The organism is Streptomyces sp. NPDC042259, assembly GCF_055582085.1.
Map to the genome: position 1 here is coordinate 1 of NZ_JBVJDW010000003.1, position 14,264 is coordinate 14,264.

General features: G+C 69.1%; 15 protein-coding genes and 1 pseudogene. 7 read left to right on the forward strand and 9 right to left on the reverse strand.

Annotated elements, in window-relative coordinates; genetic code table 11:
• Positions 1 to 293: 293 nt before the first annotated feature.
• The 4 genes from ACZ6MA_RS09070 to ACZ6MA_RS09085 form a co-directional block, all read right to left on the reverse strand.
• Positions 294 to 869: an antibiotic biosynthesis monooxygenase gene (locus ACZ6MA_RS09070; RefSeq protein ID WP_469432307.1), complete on the reverse strand. Its 576-nt coding sequence runs from the start codon at positions 867 to 869 to the stop codon at positions 294 to 296.
• Positions 870 to 982: 113 nt separating this feature from the next.
• Positions 983 to 1,372, reverse strand: a complete 390-nt coding sequence (locus ACZ6MA_RS09075; RefSeq protein ID WP_469432308.1) for an SH3 domain-containing protein — start codon at positions 1,370 to 1,372, stop codon at positions 983 to 985.
• Positions 1,373 to 1,581: 209 nt separating this feature from the next.
• Positions 1,582 to 3,414 (reverse strand): FG-GAP-like repeat-containing protein, encoded by a 1,833-nt coding sequence (locus ACZ6MA_RS09080; RefSeq protein ID WP_469432310.1) that lies wholly within the window; start codon positions 3,412 to 3,414, stop codon positions 1,582 to 1,584.
• A gap of 66 nt (positions 3,415 to 3,480) precedes the next feature.
• Positions 3,481 to 4,200 carry a hypothetical protein gene (locus tag ACZ6MA_RS09085; protein ID WP_469432311.1) on the reverse strand — a complete coding sequence of 240 codons (720 nt, stop codon included), beginning with the start codon at positions 4,198 to 4,200 and terminating at the stop codon, positions 3,481 to 3,483.
• A 452-nt stretch (positions 4,201 to 4,652) separates the two neighbouring features.
• Here ACZ6MA_RS09085 and ACZ6MA_RS09090 point away from each other — a divergent pair, with 452 nt between their 5' ends.
• Together ACZ6MA_RS09090 and ACZ6MA_RS09095 are read left to right on the forward strand one after the other, a co-directional pair.
• Positions 4,653 to 5,768, forward strand: coding sequence for a hypothetical protein (locus ACZ6MA_RS09090; protein ID WP_469432313.1), 1,116 nt, complete (start codon positions 4,653 to 4,655; stop codon positions 5,766 to 5,768).
• Positions 5,769 to 5,773: 5 nt separating this feature from the next.
• Complete coding sequence (locus ACZ6MA_RS09095) at positions 5,774 to 6,262, forward strand: hypothetical protein (protein ID WP_469432314.1); 489 nt, start codon at positions 5,774 to 5,776, stop codon at positions 6,260 to 6,262.
• Between the two features lie 51 nt (positions 6,263 to 6,313).
• Here the strand turns inward: ACZ6MA_RS09095 and ACZ6MA_RS09100 are convergent, their stop codons facing one another.
• A complete protein-coding gene (locus ACZ6MA_RS09100) occupies positions 6,314 to 7,840 on the reverse strand; it encodes an NHL domain-containing protein (protein WP_469432316.1) in 1,527 nt (508 codons plus the stop codon).
• Positions 7,841 to 8,369: 529 nt separating this feature from the next.
• On the reverse strand, positions 8,370 to 9,320 hold the full coding sequence (locus tag ACZ6MA_RS09105) for a GlxA family transcriptional regulator (protein ID WP_469432317.1): 951 nt from the start codon (positions 9,318 to 9,320) through the stop codon (positions 8,370 to 8,372).
• Between the two features lie 466 nt (positions 9,321 to 9,786).
• Between ACZ6MA_RS09105 and ACZ6MA_RS09110 the strand changes: the two genes are divergently transcribed.
• The gene (locus ACZ6MA_RS09110; RefSeq protein ID WP_469432318.1) at positions 9,787 to 10,188 is read left to right on the forward strand and encodes a DUF6010 family protein; all 402 of its coding nucleotides are present in this window, start codon (positions 9,787 to 9,789) and stop codon (positions 10,186 to 10,188) included.
• On the opposite strand, the pseudogene ACZ6MA_RS09115 reads toward ACZ6MA_RS09110, so the two are convergent.
• Positions 10,139 to 10,261: pseudogene (locus tag ACZ6MA_RS09115) on the reverse strand (IS5/IS1182 family transposase); the annotation flags it as partial. The gene ACZ6MA_RS09110 and the pseudogene ACZ6MA_RS09115 sit on opposite strands and share 50 nt — an antisense overlap.
• 498 nt (positions 10,262 to 10,759) lie before the next feature.
• Here ACZ6MA_RS09115 and ACZ6MA_RS09120 point away from each other — a divergent pair.
• Complete coding sequence (locus ACZ6MA_RS09120) at positions 10,760 to 11,029, forward strand: hypothetical protein (RefSeq protein ID WP_469432319.1); 270 nt, start codon at positions 10,760 to 10,762, stop codon at positions 11,027 to 11,029.
• A 14-nt stretch (positions 11,030 to 11,043) separates the two neighbouring features.
• Entirely contained in the window at positions 11,044 to 12,402 is a 1,359-nt protein-coding gene (locus ACZ6MA_RS09125) for an FAD-dependent oxidoreductase (RefSeq protein WP_469432320.1), read from the forward strand.
• 155 nt (positions 12,403 to 12,557) lie between these two features.
• Here the strand turns inward: ACZ6MA_RS09125 and ACZ6MA_RS09130 are convergent, their stop codons facing one another.
• A complete protein-coding gene (locus ACZ6MA_RS09130) occupies positions 12,558 to 12,830 on the reverse strand; it encodes a hypothetical protein (RefSeq protein WP_469432322.1) in 273 nt (90 codons plus the stop codon).
• On the reverse strand, positions 12,827 to 13,093 hold the full coding sequence (locus tag ACZ6MA_RS09135; protein ID WP_469432323.1) for a hypothetical protein: 267 nt from the start codon (positions 13,091 to 13,093) through the stop codon (positions 12,827 to 12,829). The genes ACZ6MA_RS09130 and ACZ6MA_RS09135 overlap by 4 nt, the downstream gene beginning before the upstream one ends.
• A gap of 133 nt (positions 13,094 to 13,226) precedes the next feature.
• Between ACZ6MA_RS09135 and ACZ6MA_RS09140 the strand changes: the two genes are divergently transcribed.
• Together ACZ6MA_RS09140 and ACZ6MA_RS09145 are read left to right on the forward strand one after the other, a co-directional pair.
• On the forward strand, positions 13,227 to 14,165 hold the full coding sequence (locus ACZ6MA_RS09140; protein ID WP_469432324.1) for a helix-turn-helix domain-containing protein: 939 nt from the start codon (positions 13,227 to 13,229) through the stop codon (positions 14,163 to 14,165).
• A complete protein-coding gene (locus tag ACZ6MA_RS09145) occupies positions 14,077 to 14,259 on the forward strand; it encodes a DUF397 domain-containing protein (RefSeq protein WP_469432326.1) in 183 nt (60 codons plus the stop codon). The genes ACZ6MA_RS09140 and ACZ6MA_RS09145 overlap by 89 nt, the downstream gene beginning before the upstream one ends.
• Positions 14,260 to 14,264 lie beyond the last annotated feature (5 nt).

The following is a 14,264-nucleotide window of genomic DNA, read 5'->3' on the forward strand; positions in this document are numbered from 1 at the left end:
GTTTCTCGATCGACGGCGCCATGCGACTCGGCAATTGTTAGCGGCCCGAAAACCCCCTGGCAAAGGTGTGACCTACTACCCCACCCCGGAACAACAGGGGGGCCCACACCCCCCACCACACCCCACTTCGCACCCTTATGTCCGAATCAGGGCTCCACTACCCGGACTCGTAAGTGACCTGGGTCCCATGAGCGGCCTCACAGCCCGCACCACACCTCCCCACACCGCGTGACGGCTCATACGCACGGCGTGCGCGCGACCCCCGGCAAAGTTCGGCGACCGCGCCCCGGCCCTCAGGCCGTCCCGGGGTAGAGCCAGCGGCGCAGCAGCGCGCTCAGGCGTGGCATGACCAGATAGGTCAGCGTCGGGGACAGGACGAGGGGGAGAACGGCGGCGCGCAGGGGGATCGGCCAGGCGAGGAGCTTCGGCGCCACCAGCCAGGTGTAGACGAGGACGAAGGGATAGACGGCCAGGAGCGTCACGCACGCCATCTTCCAGCGGGCGGGCGCCCGGCCGGCTCCGCCGGGCACGGTGAACCAGGACTCCATGCCGGTGGTCGTGAGGTGGGGATGAGCCGGGCGGGCGATACCCGTGAGCCGGTCGTGCCACTGCGCGCGCTCGGGGGACTCCATCCACCGCTCCAGGCTGTCGGTGTCCTGGAACCGTACGACCGTATGGAACCGGTTACCGGCACCCTCCGGGCGCAGCCAGGTGACGCCCAGCTGCCCCGGAAAGGTGCGGGCCACCCGCTGGATACCGTGCGCCCATTCCTCGAACTGGTCTTCCCTGCCCGGTTCCACCAGCCAGGTGTAGACGACGCTGACCTGCTCGTCACCACTGCCGTGCGTTCCCCGCGCCGATTCGGTCATGAAGCCAAGATAAGTGGCGTTATGCCCGATATAACCCAAGGCATCCGGGGTGGCGTCGACGGGTGGGGGCGCCGTCGGCCCCGGCCGACCGGACCGGGTCGGCCCAGGTCAGGTCAGCACTTGTTGTCCGGATGCGTGGACCCGCCGTCGTCCAGTCGCTGGTTGTAGACCCAGCCGTTGATCTCGGAGCCGTCGATGCGGACGTGGGTCCACTTATGGCCCGCCGAGTTGGTCACCCAGCAGTGGTACTGCAGCACGACGGACGTTCCCACCTCGGCGGTCACCCCGCAGTCCTCGCTCGGACCGGTACGGATGAGCGCGCTCGCGCCGGACGGCGTCCCCTTGCCGGGCGACTTGTTGGACCAGCTGGGATGGGTACACGCGTCAGCACCGGCGGGCGCGGCACCGGCCACGGGTGCCGTGACGGTGAGCGTCGCACCGGCCAGGAGCAACGGCGCGGCGACCGCCGTGAACAACCTGGCCCTCTTCGTCAGCGAACGCATCGGACTACCCCCTCGCTCGACGGGCGGCCCGTACGGCCGCCCCGATTGCTCCGAGCATGCCGTGCGAAGGCATACGGATTCGACCCTTGCGACACATCCGTCCGAAAGTCATCGGCGACATCAGACGCACCCAATCGCCCTCTTCAACAACGGAGTTAACGGGCCGTCACCGTACCGACGTCCGCGCTCGGCACACGAGCACCCAAGGGCTACCTGGTCCTGAAGTGGCGGTAGAGGTTCCGGGCCACGTACACGCCCGGGCCGCCGAAGCCGACGATGTCGACGCGTCCGTCACCGGTGATGTCGCCGACGAAGCGGGGGTGGCGGCCGACGCGCCAGGCGCCGGCGTCGTCGTTGTACCCGAAACCGCGGCAGACCAGTTGGGCCTGGTCGAACCCGCCGTCGCCCCGGTTGTGTGACACCCAGACGCCCTCGTCGCCGAATCCGACGATGTCGGGGGTGCCGTCGCCGGTGACGTCGGCGAGGAAGCGGAGGTGCTTCTCGCTCGTCCACCCTTGGGCGCGCCCGAAGTCGTTCAGGACGAGCTTGGAGGGCTCGAACGTGCCGTCGCCGCGCCCGCGGGAGACGACGACGCCCTGCGGGCCGAACCCGACGATGTCCACTGCTTTGCCACCGGTGGTTCCGATCAGGAACCGGGGGTGCTCCTCGACCGAATTCCACCCCTGGTCGGTCCCGAAGTCGTCCAGGACGTAGAGGGGGTCGGCGAAGGCGCCTTCTTCGTCCTGGAGCGAGATCCAGACGCCGTCGTCGTGGCAGCCGACGATGTCGAGCCTGCCGTCACCGGTGGTGTCGGCGAGGAAGCGGGGGTGCTTGTCCGCGAGCCAGCCACCCGCCTTCTCGTCGCGGCCGAACGCCTTGAGGACCGGTTCGTCGGCGAGTGGTGCGAACGTCCCGTCCTCGTCCTGCAGTGAGATCCAGACGCCGTCGTCGTGGCAGCCGACGATGTCGAGCCTGCTGTCACCGGTGGTGTCGGCGAGGAAGCGGGGATGCTCGTCCGCGAGCCAGCCACCCGCCTGCCGGCCGTGGCCGAACGCCTTGAGCGCGGGCTCGGCGCCCACGGGCGCGAACGTCCCTCCCTCGCCCTGGAGCGATACGCGGACGCCGTCGGCACAGAGCACGACCGCATCGGGCCTGCCGTCGCCCGTCGTGTCCGCGAGGGTCCACAGGTCCGCGGGGTCCGGGGAGGGGACGGGCTGGTGCAGGACGCGCTCGTCGTCGTCGAACGTGCCGTCCCCCCTGCTGGACGACGTCACCACTCCGTGCGGGGGCTTGCGCCCTACGATGTCCGCGCGCCCCGCTCCCGTGGTGTCGGCGAGGAACCGTTCACCGACCCCGGACCACCGGCCCGGCCGCCCGTCGGGCGAGCGGTCGGTGCCGGCGCTCTTCCACCCGCCCGCCTCCTGATCGCTCCCGAACTTCCGCAGGACCAGCAGCATGTCGCTGAAAGAGGGCGTGGCGTCGGGTACCGGCCGCAGCGCGGTCGAGCGGGCCAGCCGCCACGAGCGGCGGCCGTTCCAGTGACTCAGGGGCGCCCAGTGCAGTACGAGGTCGCTGGTGCGTTCCGGCTCGGCCGGAACGAACCGCCACCGTTGGCTTTCCGCGTCGTCGTCGTACTCACGCAGGACGATCCGGGTGTCGTCCTTGCCGGGGTCGGCGAGGTCGAGTACGGCGCCGTCGGTCGTGGCCTCGATGAAGTAGAGGTCCGCTTCGCCCTCGACGGGGACGACGCGCCACTGCTGGGTCTTCTTGCCGGCGACGGCGTCCCCCTGGCGTACGCCGCGGTCCGCGGCGCCGGGGTTGTCGAGCACCTTGCCGCCGTCCGCGTTGCGGATGACGTACGCCTCGTCGCCGGGTGTGGACTGCGCGGGGGTGAGCAGCCACTGCTCCGGGCTCGGGCCGCCGTCGGGGACCTCATGGACGACCAGCGCGCCGTCCGCGCCCGGCGCGGCCCTGGCGCCGAGGGTCTGCCCCGTGGCGGCGTTGACGATCTCCAGCTTCAGTTCTTCCGTGGGCACGGGCATCGTGGTGCCTCTTCCAGACGGTCGGGAGGTCGGCTCGGGACGGGTGGACGCGGCGGGGCCCGCGGCTCAGGTGAAGACGTGGTGGTACGGGACGCTCCACTCGCTGGGCAGCCGGGGGTAGAACGTGTTGATGACCGTCCCGGTGAAGTCCCCGCCCCAGTTGTAGGTGACGCGCGCCTCGCTGTCGGCCGCCACGGCGTGGTCCTTGAACCCGAGAATGGTGTCGGGGTGGGTGATCGGCACAAACGTGATCCCGCCCCACGGCGTCAGGGTGACGATCCAGAGCTGGGTGTCCTCGGGCGCGCCGTTCTTCCCGCGCCACTTGTCGCCCACCTTGTCGGGGAGGCCGACCTGGACGGTGTCGGCCGTGCTCTTGGGAGCCTCCTGGTGCACGGTGACGCGCCGGCGCCGGGGCTTCGGCGCACCGTCGTCGCCGCGCCCGTCGTCGGTTCCGCCCGCGCCGGAAGGCTTGGGCGGCACCTGGCCCGCGGCGCTCTCGATGCAGTACAGCGGTCGCTGGCCGAAGAAGCCGGCGGGGGTGATGTGCCAGAGGTGGCCCTGCGCCTCCTTGGTGGCCGGGTCGAGCGCGGTGGCCAGTTTCACGCCCTTGTCGTGGCTGTCCTCCTTCAGTTCGGCGGGCCGCAGGTACCCGCCGTTGAAGGCGTGGACGAGCATGACCGGCCGGTTCTCGACCAGCGCGGCAACGATGGCGTTGTCGTAGCTGTTCACCGCCACCGGGCCGCCGACCACCAAATTCGACATCGCCGTGCGCTCTTGGGTGTACATCGCGGAAACCTCACCTGTTCTGGATGCGGAGAAGGACAATGGGCCGGACGCTCGGTGCAGTGATCCGTCACGCGGTATTGCCAGCATTCCGATCGACCTCGACGGAAAATCCGGAAGATGACCGGAAGATGAATGGGCGGCCGCCCCGGGTAACTCTGTTCGCAACAGCACTCACAGACATAACACCCGAAGAAAAGAATCTTCGAAGGCCGCCGAGCCGCGATTGTCAGCTCCCCAAATAACCGCCCACTCATGCGAGTTGGGGGCTTACCACCAATCTTTTTCACTCGTTCGAGGAAAATACGCAAAGACACCTTCCCGGGCGATTAACCTTCTGATAGCTTCGCCCTTCGGAAAGCGCACGGATACCTGCGGATGCCTGTTTCCATTTCGCCGAGCGCGCGTTTCGGCTATGCCGAGCGCGTTTCGGCCGGATCAGTCGAGGACGGGGAATGCCTTCCAGCGCGTACAACCTGAACCGAGCCAAGCGCCAGCCGCTGACCAAGAAGAACCTGCGGGAACTGAACATCGCGCAAACCTGGCAGACCATACTGCAGCACCCCAACCTGGTCTACGTCGACGACTACGGCGTACGGCACAAGCCCGTGGGGTTCTCCGTGAACAAGTCGAGCTTCGGCGCCTTTCCGGGCACCGCTTTCCAGCTCGGCTGGCTCGCGTACATGCACCTCGGGGAGCCGCTGATCGAAGAGCGGTGCAACATCGACCAGCCGCCGCCCGACACGTTCTCCTCGCGCGCCTACGTCAATCGCAACCAGACATCCTCCATGACCTTCACCGACTCGGTCGACTTCACCGTGTCGAACGGAGTCAACTGGTCGCTCCAGGGGGATGCCAAGCTCACCTTCGGGGGCACCGTCAGCGCGCAGCTGCAGCTCCAATTGCAGAACCAGCTCAAGATGGACCTCCAGTCGCAGCTTCAGACGTCGTGTCAGAACGAGATGTCCAACAAGAACGCGAACACGACGACCAACAAGAACAGCAAGGACAACGTCGGGACCGACAACGCCAACACCACCGAGAACGCGACCAGGAACGCGGCGACGAACTCCGCCGCGAATACGGTGACGAACTCGGTCGCCTTCACCACCCAGGGCAGTGCCACCGGAACCGCTACGCTCAACGCGCAGCTGGCGCTGGGCATCCAGGCCTCCGTCGGTGGTTCCCTGAATACCAGCTGGGCCTCGAAATCGCAGATTTCCGGCCAGGTACCACCGGGTTCCCGGGTACAGACCATCGTCACGCAGCGGCGTTGCCGCAGGCTGTACTGCTACGAGATCCCGGTGTCCTTCTCCGGTCTGATCGCGGTGAAGTACGACGTGCCGGTGGCGGTTCTGGCTCCTCCGCAGTCCGGCGACTACCCCGGTCTCGACCAGGTGGTCGCCCGTCCTGTCGGCGACCTCGACCTGACCGGCGGCGGCTTCCTGCTGCACGGGGTGGCCGAGGTCGTCTCCGCCCTGAACGTCCACCACACGATGTTCGACAGCGAGAGCCTGACCCACAGCGACCGAGCGCCGCACAAGCACATTTCACCGGACGACGAGGAGTGACGACCATGGTGTTCGACAATGTCTTCGGCTTCGCGAGCCAGGGCGCGGGCCTCTTCTCGGTGACCACCGGCCGCCCCAGGCCACAGCCGGGTGCGGGCGTCGACTTCGAGGACGCCGAGGAAGGTACGTACGACGACACGAGCACGAGCCTGTTCGGCGACGCGATCCACGGAGCTTCCTCCCGGGCGAAGGTCGTACAGGAGCAGTCACCCGAAGCGCGGGCCGTCCTGGGCTTCCTCGGCTCCTTCATCGCGACCACCCAGGCATCGGCCGGTGTGCAGGCCGAATACGCCCGGGACCCCGGCTCGGTGTCCACGGCCGCGGCCGACGGCATGCAGAAGTCGAGTGCGACGGTGACGGAGCACAGCGGCCTGCAGAAGAACGCGGACCTGCAGGACAAGCCGTCGAAGAGCGACTACGCCACAGCCCCCAAGACCCCGGAGCCCCCCAAAGCCGCCAAGCCGACCGCCGAGGACCCGTCCGCATCTCAGTAGCACCCGTCTTCCGAGGGGGCAGGGGCGTGCACGCCCCTGCCCCCTCGGGCGTCATACGGGGAGCAGTTGCCACTGACGGTCCCGGTGGTCGCCGTCCGCCGCGTCCTGCTTGATCACCGCACGGGCGTTGGTGTCGGTCCGCAGCAGCAGACCGCTGTTCCGGTTCGCGATCTCGTAGACCCGCGGCGTGTCGGTCACGGAGCCCACCGGGATCAGCCGCCACTGCTGGTGGTGGGCGTCGCCTCCCTCGTAGGCGCGCTGGGCGACCACCGCCCCGGGCGCCTCCTGTGCTCCGACGACCTCCAGGACCTTGCCGCTGCGCACGTTCTCGATCCGGTACAGGACCTCGCCGTCGGCCTGGCCCGACGCGACCAGCCGCCACCGCTGGTGGTCCCTGGGGACGGCGAGCAGCTGACAGACCTCGGCCCCGTCCTTGGTCGACTCACGCGCGACCCCCATCCGCAGCCTGCTGCGGACACTGGCCCACGAGACCACCGCGCCCGAATCAGGCAGCCCGGCCATCCGCGCCGACGCGACCTTCCGCACCCGCTGGTTGACGAAGTCGGCGATGTAGAGGGCGTCGACGCAATCCACGGCGAGCCCGTGCGGCCTGTTCAGTTGGGCCGAGGCGGCCGGGCCGCCGTCACCGCCGAAGCCCTCGGTACCCGTACCGGCGACCGTACTGATCTTCCCGTCGGCGGTGACCTTCCGGACCCGGTGGCTGTTGTATTCGGCGATGTAAAGAGTGCCGGCGCTGTCCACCGCCACCCCCATCGGGAGATTCAACCGGGCCGCCGTGGCCGGGCCGTCGTCACCGCCGAAGCTCGCGACACCCGTACCGGCGACCGTACTGATCTTCCCGTCGGCGGTGACCTTCCGGACCCGGTGGTTCTCGCCATCGGCGATGTACACGTTCCCCGCGGCGTCCATCGCCACTCCGCGCGGGTACTTCAACTGGGCCGAAACCGCGAGGCCGCCGTCGCCGGCGGCCCCCGGGGACCCGTTCCCCGCGAAGGTACTGATCTTCCCGTCGGCCGTGATCTTCCGGACCCGGTGGTTGTGGCAGTCGGTGACGTAGAGGCTGCCGGCGCTGTCCACCGCCACCCCCACCGGGTGTTGCAGCCGGGCCGCGGTCGCCGGGCCGTTGTCGCCGCTGAAGTTCCCGACACCCGTACCGGCGACCGTGCTGATCTTCCCGTCGGCCCCGACTTTCCGGATCCGGTGGTTGGCGGAATCGGCGATGTAGAGGTTGCCTGTGTTGTCCACTGCCATGTGACGCGGGTAGTTCAACTGGGCCGCGGTGGCCGGGCCGTTGTCGCCGCCGAAGTTCGCGACGCCCGTACCGGCGACCGCGCTCAGCTTTCCGTCAGTCGTGACCTTCCGGACCCGGTGGCCGTAGTAGTCGGAGATGTAGAGGGTGCCGAAGCCGTCCACCGCGACCCCGTACGGACCGTTCAGCTGAGCCGAAACCGCGGGCCCGTCGTTCCCTTGAGACCCCGCGCTCCCGGTCCCCGCGCACGTGCTGATCGGAGGGGCGGGCTGCTCGACACCTGTTGCCGCAGCTTGGTCAGTGCTCATCGCCATCCCTTCACCGTTCGTCGATCGTTCACCACAAGGAGCGTGCGATTGGCTCCATAACGTCAAAAACAAGGTCGTCGAGGGGTCAGCACGGGAGCGGGCGCGAGGACGCCGGTCACGGCGGAGACCACGCCGAGGACGTCGCCCAGGCCTGATGAGGCTCGTCATCCTGCAGGCCGGGCATCTCATGGGACAAGATCGCGCATTCGAACCCGTGTATGCCACTGGCCGGATCCCTACGTCGGTAGCGCACACCGCACAGCGACAGGCACCAGATGACACCGTGCGACACAGCCGAGTCCGACCGAAAGGCCGGAATCCGCTTCCCCCGCACGGCGCGCGAGCCGGATCCCGCGCTTGCTCCTCGTCCGTGACCCGCGAACACGCCAGTCGCGTCTCCCCGAGCCGACGAACCCCGGTTGGGAGACCGGCGGCAGCCGTAGCGGACCGCGCGGCGGACGCGAAGGTGCCCCGCACGTTTCGCCTGTGGCTTCGGTCGTGAACCGCCGGACCGTCCTTGGGCGACGTCTCATTTGGCTGTTCCACTGAACGTGCGCCGGTAGGCCTGCGGGCTGACGCCGGTGGTGCGTTTGAAGCGGTCACGGAAGGTGGTGGGTGAGCCGAAGCCGACCTGGCCGCCGATGCGCTCCACGGAGTGCTCCGTGGTTTCCAGCAAGTGCTGTGCCTGGCGGATGCGGGCCCGGTGGAGCCACTGGAGCGGCGTGGTGCCGGTCTGGTCGCGGAAGCGCCGGATCAGAGTCCGGGTGCTGGTTCCGGCCCGCTCGGCGATGTCGGCAAGGGTGAGGTCGCGGGCCAGGTTTTCCCGTAGCCAGGTGAGCAGCGTCTCAAGCTCGGAACCCTGCGGTGTGGGTGCGTGGTCATAGACGATGAACTGCGCCTGCCCGCCCTCTCGTTCGAGAGGCATCACCGACAGGCGGGCGGCGTCGGCGGCGACGGCCGAGCCGTAGTCACGGCGGATCATGTGCAGACACAGGTCCATGCCCGCCGCGGCGCCGGCCGAGGTGAGCAACTGGCCGTTGTCGACGTAGAGGACGTCCGGGTCGACGTCGAGGTCCGGGCGGGCGGCAGCCAGCAGGCCGGCCGCGCGCCAGTGGGTCGTGACGCGCAGTCCGTCGAGGAGCCCGGTGTCGGCGAGGAGGAAGGTGCCCACGCAGATGGAAGCGATCCGGGTGCCGTCGGCAGCGGCCGACCGCAGCGCGTCGTGCACGGCGGGAGGGAGTGCGGCAGTGAGATCGGCGACGCCCGGCACGATGATCGTGTCCGCGCCCTGAAGGCCCTCCAGGCCCCAAGGGGCACGCAGGGTGAAGGCTCCGGCGTCGACCTCGTCGCGCTCGGCGCACACCCGGACCTGGTAGCCGGGCCGCCCGTCGGGCAGGCGGGTCCGGGAGAAGACCTCGATCGGGGTGGACAGGTCGAACGGGATCACCTGATCCAACGCGAGCACGGCAACCGTATGCATGGCCGGAACTTACCTCCCCACGGGCTCGACGGACCTGGGCCGCCCTTCCGGAGGGCCCGCGTCATCGCAGTCCACACGCTTCGAGAAGGGGTTGGCACTATTCCGTTGCAACCTGTCACTCGTGCCACTGGGCGAGCGGTCAGGAAGCCGGTTGACTTCGGAGCGTCCCGACAGTCGCTCACCAATCCCCCCTGCACAGCAGGAAGAACATCAGCGTGTCCGTCGAGGGCACCGTCGCCGTCGACCCGATCACCGTCCCCGCGAGTATGTGTCTCACTACGCCGCGCCGCGCCCTCGCCGACGTCTGACTGGTCGCCTCGATCCTGTTGACCGCGACGGTCGTCGGCGTACTGACACTCCTGATCCTGCCCACCCGGGACCACGCTCCGGCCGAGACGTCGGTGCTCGCGCGCGACAGCTCGACGGCGGCGATTCGGCCCGCCCCAGAAGGAAGTAGTCATCCCCTATGAATCTTGTGTCACCAGTGATCGTCGGCATCATCTACTGCCTGCTGATGTCCCTGATCAAAGAACCGCACCGACGCCACTTCAACGCGATCATGGTGGGCGGAGCCGGCGCCGCCTATCTGAGCGGGGGCGGGTTCGGCCCGTGGGAGCTCCCATTCGTCGCACTCACGGCCTACGTCGCCTACCGCGGCCTGGACTCCTGGGCCTTCATCGGCGTCGGCTGGCTGCTCCACACGGCCTGGGACATGGCCCACCACCTCAAGGGCAATCCGATCCTGCCGTTCCACCACGACGCGTCTCTGGCATGTGCCATCTGTGATCCGGTCATCGCCCTGTGGTGCTTTTGCGGAGGACCTTCCCTGATCGCGCTCGTCCGCCGCCGGTTACAGCCCGGGGCTTGAGGGCCTGCCTGTCGTGGAGGTTCGCGCACGAGATGCCGATGGACAGGGACAGGCCCCTTCGCTCGGTGCTCAAGTCCCAGGTTCTGTCGATCATATGTGGGCGACCCAGGCGCAAAGTCCGTGAGCACAGACACAGTTCGGCTTTGGTCGCTTCGGTCGGCGTGCGCGGCACCCGCGCGCGCCGGGTGGTGCGGTGGGCGTGGTGAGCGGTTGGGTCTGCTGCGGCTGGGCATCGGTGCGCGCGGTATCAGCTGCCGCAGGGGGTACGGATGGCTTCCGGAGCGGTCTGGACCGGGGAGGCGTGCGGATGCTGGTCAGGAGATTCGTGGGGATGGTGGCCGGTGGGCTGTTTGTGGTCGCCGCATCGTTGACGTGCGCGCCGTCGGCAGTGGCGCACGATGACGAGGTGATTTCCTGCCATGGCCGGGAGAGCACGCATTTCTGGCCCGGGAAGACGCTTCTGCCTCGTTTGGTGCACGCGAGTGCGCACATCGATTACACGTGTACGGGTGGGTCGGGTGAGGCCGGGCGAGCGACGGGCCAGATCACGGGGCAGACCCGGACGTCGTGCGTGGATGTCAGCGGCGGTCTGACCCGGGAGGTCATCACCTATGCCGACGGCAGGCGGTCGGTGATCCTCTACACCGACGACACCGTGGCCCAGGTCGCCAACGCCAATGTCGTCCTCTTCCGCGGCCGGGTCCTGGAGGGCCGTGGAAAGGGCCAACGGGCTGTGCGGACGCTGCTCCTGCTGGACAAGGGGCTGCCCACAGCCTGCCTCACGCCTGCAGGGCTCACCGATGCCAGTGGTGTGGTCTCCCTGCGTATCGAGCCGGCCTGACCGGGGGAAGCCCGGTGCCGGACGCGTCCTGGGCCCGTGGGCGTGCTGTGGTGTGCGGTGGCGGTCTGGCCGGACTGCTGGCCGCCTGTGTGCTGGCCGAGGGCGGGTTCGCCGTGACCGTCGTCGAGCCCGATCCCGTGGGCGCGTCAGAGGGCCCGCGACCGGGGGCGCCTCAGGGGCATCACGCGCACGGCCTGTTCGTCCGGGGTGTGCGGGTGCTTGAAGAGCTGTTGCCCGGCGTCGTGGGTGAGCTGACCGCCCGGGGTGCGCTCGCGGTGGACGTGGGGGCGGAGTACGCGCTGGTGAGCCGGTTCGGTCGCGGTGCCTCGTTCGTGGCCGGCAAGCACATGCTGGCCGCCGGGCAGCCGCTGCTGGAGTCGGCCGTGCGCCGCCGGGTCCTGGCCCTGCCGGGTGTCACCGTGCTGGCCGGGCACCGGGCTGACCACCTCACCGGCCACGACGGCCGCGTCACCGGGGTAGTGGTGCGCGAAGCCACCGGTGGGGCGTGCCGGCTGCTGGAGGCCGAGCTATTGGTGGATGCCACCGGCAGGGCTTCGAGGGCCGACCGGTGGCTCACCGCACTGGGCTGTCCCGCGGTGCGGGTCAGTGTGGTGGACGCCGGTCTCGCCTTCGCCAGCCGCCTCTACCGCCCACCGGCCCGCCGCCCGTCCTGGCGGGTGTGCCATGTGATGATCACCCCGCCGTCGGCCCGCGGGGGCATCATCATGCCCGTCGAGGACGGCCGCTGGCTGGTGACCCTGTGCGGCGTCGGCGCCGACCGGCCGACCAAAGGCGAGCCCGATTTCCTGCCCTACGCCCGCACTCTCCCCCAGCCCGACCTGGCCGATGCCCTCGAGGAAGCCACCGCGCTGAGCGGCGTCACCCTCACCCACGCCGGCGCCAACCGGCGCCGCCACCTCGACCGTCTCACCCCGCAGCCCCACAACCTGATCCTCGTCGGTGATGCCGCCTGCTGCTTCAACCCCCTGTATGCCCAGGGCATGACGGCCGCCGTCCTCACCGCCCGTACCTTGCGCAGCCACCTGGCCCGTCACCCTTCCCCGGAGGGGTTCGCACCGGCCTTCCACCGCGCTCTCGCCCCGCTGCACGACGCCTGCTGGGCCCAGGCCACCACCGCCGACGCTCTCCTGGCCGGCACAGCCGGCCCCGGCCTCACCCGCCGCCGGCGACTGCTGGCCCGCCACTCGCAGCACGTGCTGGCCGCCGGAACTCGCGACCCGGTGGTGCAGGAAGCATTCCTCGACGTCGTCCACATGCTCTCCCCACCCGCCACGCTCTTCACCCCGCGCGTCCTCGCCCGCCTGTTGGCGGCCGCAGGACTGCCTTGGTCATCTTTCCCTTCCTGCCGGTGAGCGCTCACCGTTCCGCGCGGGTCGTCCCTCCAGGAGTTGGTTGCCCGCAGTTGACAGGCGACACGCGGCGCCGGGGCGGGGGCCCGAAGGGGGCCGTAAGCGGGCGGGCCGGTGGAGGCCATTGCGCACTGGGCCCCTGCGCCCCGGGCGGGCCGTCAGACGCCGCCCCTGTGGGACATGCGGTCCAAGTGGACCGCCTCGGCCTGGCGGTACCCGGCGGCGTTGTGCAGATACAGGGCGGCGCGAAAAGCCGCCCCTTCGGACTTGTTCTCGGATTCGCGTGCGGCGGCTTCCTCGGCTTCCGCGATGGCGCGTCGGAACCGGCGGCAGATACCGCACTCCCGCCGGGTCGGGTAGGCGGGCGGCCCGCCGGCGTGCGCCACGGGGATCATTCCGGGCAGACCCCAGATGGGGCGCGGGCCGATCACGCGCGCCCGCCCCTCGTGGCGGTACCGCTCTGGTTGACGACGAACGGCTGACTCTCCGTCGCCACGCCTGCGGCCCACCGTTCGGCAGCCGTGGCCAGTCGGACGACCTGGAGCGAGGCGTCCCATTCGAGCCCACCACCCGGCGGCCGGAGCTGGATCGCACCGTCGTCGGTGGCCATGACCTCTCCCACTCGGTCCCGGTGCGTGTCCACCAGCCACACACCCAATCGGTAGGTGATCACCGGGGTTGTTGGTGTCGTCATTTCGTTCGAGCCTCCATGTGTCCCGCTCAGGGGGAACGGGCATCAATCGTGGGACTCAGGTTCCACCGGCCCCGCTACGCTGACCAGGGCTTCGTCCATTCCAAAAAGCGCTGGAATAAGGGGAGTTGAACACATGAGCGATGAGTCGGACTCACCGGAGTCACCGGCCGACACATTCGGCGCGGAGATCAAGTTCGCCCGTGAGGCGCGTGGGTGGTCGCAGGCGCGGCTCGCCGTCATGCTGTGCTGCCGGCAGCCGTACGTCAGCAAGGTGGAGACGGGGCAGCAACTGGCCTCGCCGCAGTTCGCCGAACAGTGCGACCGGGTGTTCGGCACGCCGGGGGTCTACGCGCGCATGCGGCAGCGAGCGGCTGACGCGGGAAATCCCGTTTGGTTCATCCCGTACCTCGAACTTGAACGCGAAGCCACAGCCATCTGTGGATACTCAAGCCTCTTCGTGATGGGCATACTGCAAACGCCGGAGTACGCCGGGGCCATCTATCGGGCCGCCCACCCGGAGGAGACCAGAGCCCAGATCAAAGGGCGCGTGGAACGCCGCATGCGGCGCCGGGAACTATTCGACCGCCCCAACCCGCCGTCCCTGTGGGTGATCCTCCATGAGTCCGTCCTGTGGTCGGGCGTGGGCGGCTCAGAGGTCATGCGGGGCCAGTTGGAGCACCTGATTGCGGTCACAGAGTCGCCGCGCATCAACCTGCAAGTGTTCCCCGCCAGTGCGGGCACTCCGGCGCGAGGGACGCCCTTTATTGTGCTCAGGCGACAGGACGAGAGCGAAGTCCTGTACGCGGAGACCTACACGAGAGGGCAGATCGACGACTCGGCGCAAGCGGTTTCCGATGCACGGGATGCGTACGAGCGCCTGCGCGCCGACGCTCTCTCACGTCACGACTCCCTCTCTCTCGTCCGGCACGCAATGGAGGCGTACACCCATGAGCACCACCCGCGACTTTCCCCACCCGATATGGGTGAAGTCGAGTTACAGCGAGGGCAACGGCGGCGAGTGCGTCGAATGGGCCCCCGCATTCGCTCCGTCCGGCGTCGTCCCGGTCCGTGACAGCAAGGACCCCGCGGGCCCCGCACTGTTGCTGTCGTCTTCAGCCTGGTCCGCCTTCGTGACGTACGTCAAGGGCGCGCCACGGACCGTGTAACCTCA

Excerpts from the sequence above, each read along its gene's own strand:
- ACZ6MA_RS09075 (WP_469432308.1), bottom strand. The coding sequence starts at position 1,372 with ATGCGTTCGCTGACGAAGAGGGCCAGGTTGTTCACGGCGGTCGCCGCG.
- ACZ6MA_RS09100 (WP_469432316.1), bottom strand. The coding sequence starts at position 7,840 with ATGAGCACTGACCAAGCTGCGGCAACAGGTGTCGAGCAGCCCGCCCCT.
- ACZ6MA_RS09135 (WP_469432323.1), bottom strand. The coding sequence starts at position 13,093 with ATGACGACACCAACAACCCCGGTGATCACCTACCGATTGGGTGTGTGG.
- ACZ6MA_RS09085 (WP_469432311.1), bottom strand. The coding sequence starts at position 4,200 with ATGTACACCCAAGAGCGCACGGCGATGTCGAATTTGGTGGTCGGCGGC.
- ACZ6MA_RS09105 (WP_469432317.1), bottom strand. The coding sequence starts at position 9,320 with ATGCATACGGTTGCCGTGCTCGCGTTGGATCAGGTGATCCCGTTCGAC.
- ACZ6MA_RS09110 (WP_469432318.1), top strand. The coding sequence starts at position 9,787 with ATGAATCTTGTGTCACCAGTGATCGTCGGCATCATCTACTGCCTGCTG.
- ACZ6MA_RS09080 (WP_469432310.1), bottom strand. The coding sequence starts at position 3,414 with ATGCCCGTGCCCACGGAAGAACTGAAGCTGGAGATCGTCAACGCCGCC.
- ACZ6MA_RS09140 (WP_469432324.1), top strand. The coding sequence starts at position 13,227 with ATGAGCGATGAGTCGGACTCACCGGAGTCACCGGCCGACACATTCGGC.
- ACZ6MA_RS09090 (WP_469432313.1), top strand. The coding sequence starts at position 4,653 with ATGCCTTCCAGCGCGTACAACCTGAACCGAGCCAAGCGCCAGCCGCTG.
- ACZ6MA_RS09095 (WP_469432314.1), top strand. The coding sequence starts at position 5,774 with ATGGTGTTCGACAATGTCTTCGGCTTCGCGAGCCAGGGCGCGGGCCTC.
- ACZ6MA_RS09070 (WP_469432307.1), bottom strand. The coding sequence starts at position 869 with ATGACCGAATCGGCGCGGGGAACGCACGGCAGTGGTGACGAGCAGGTC.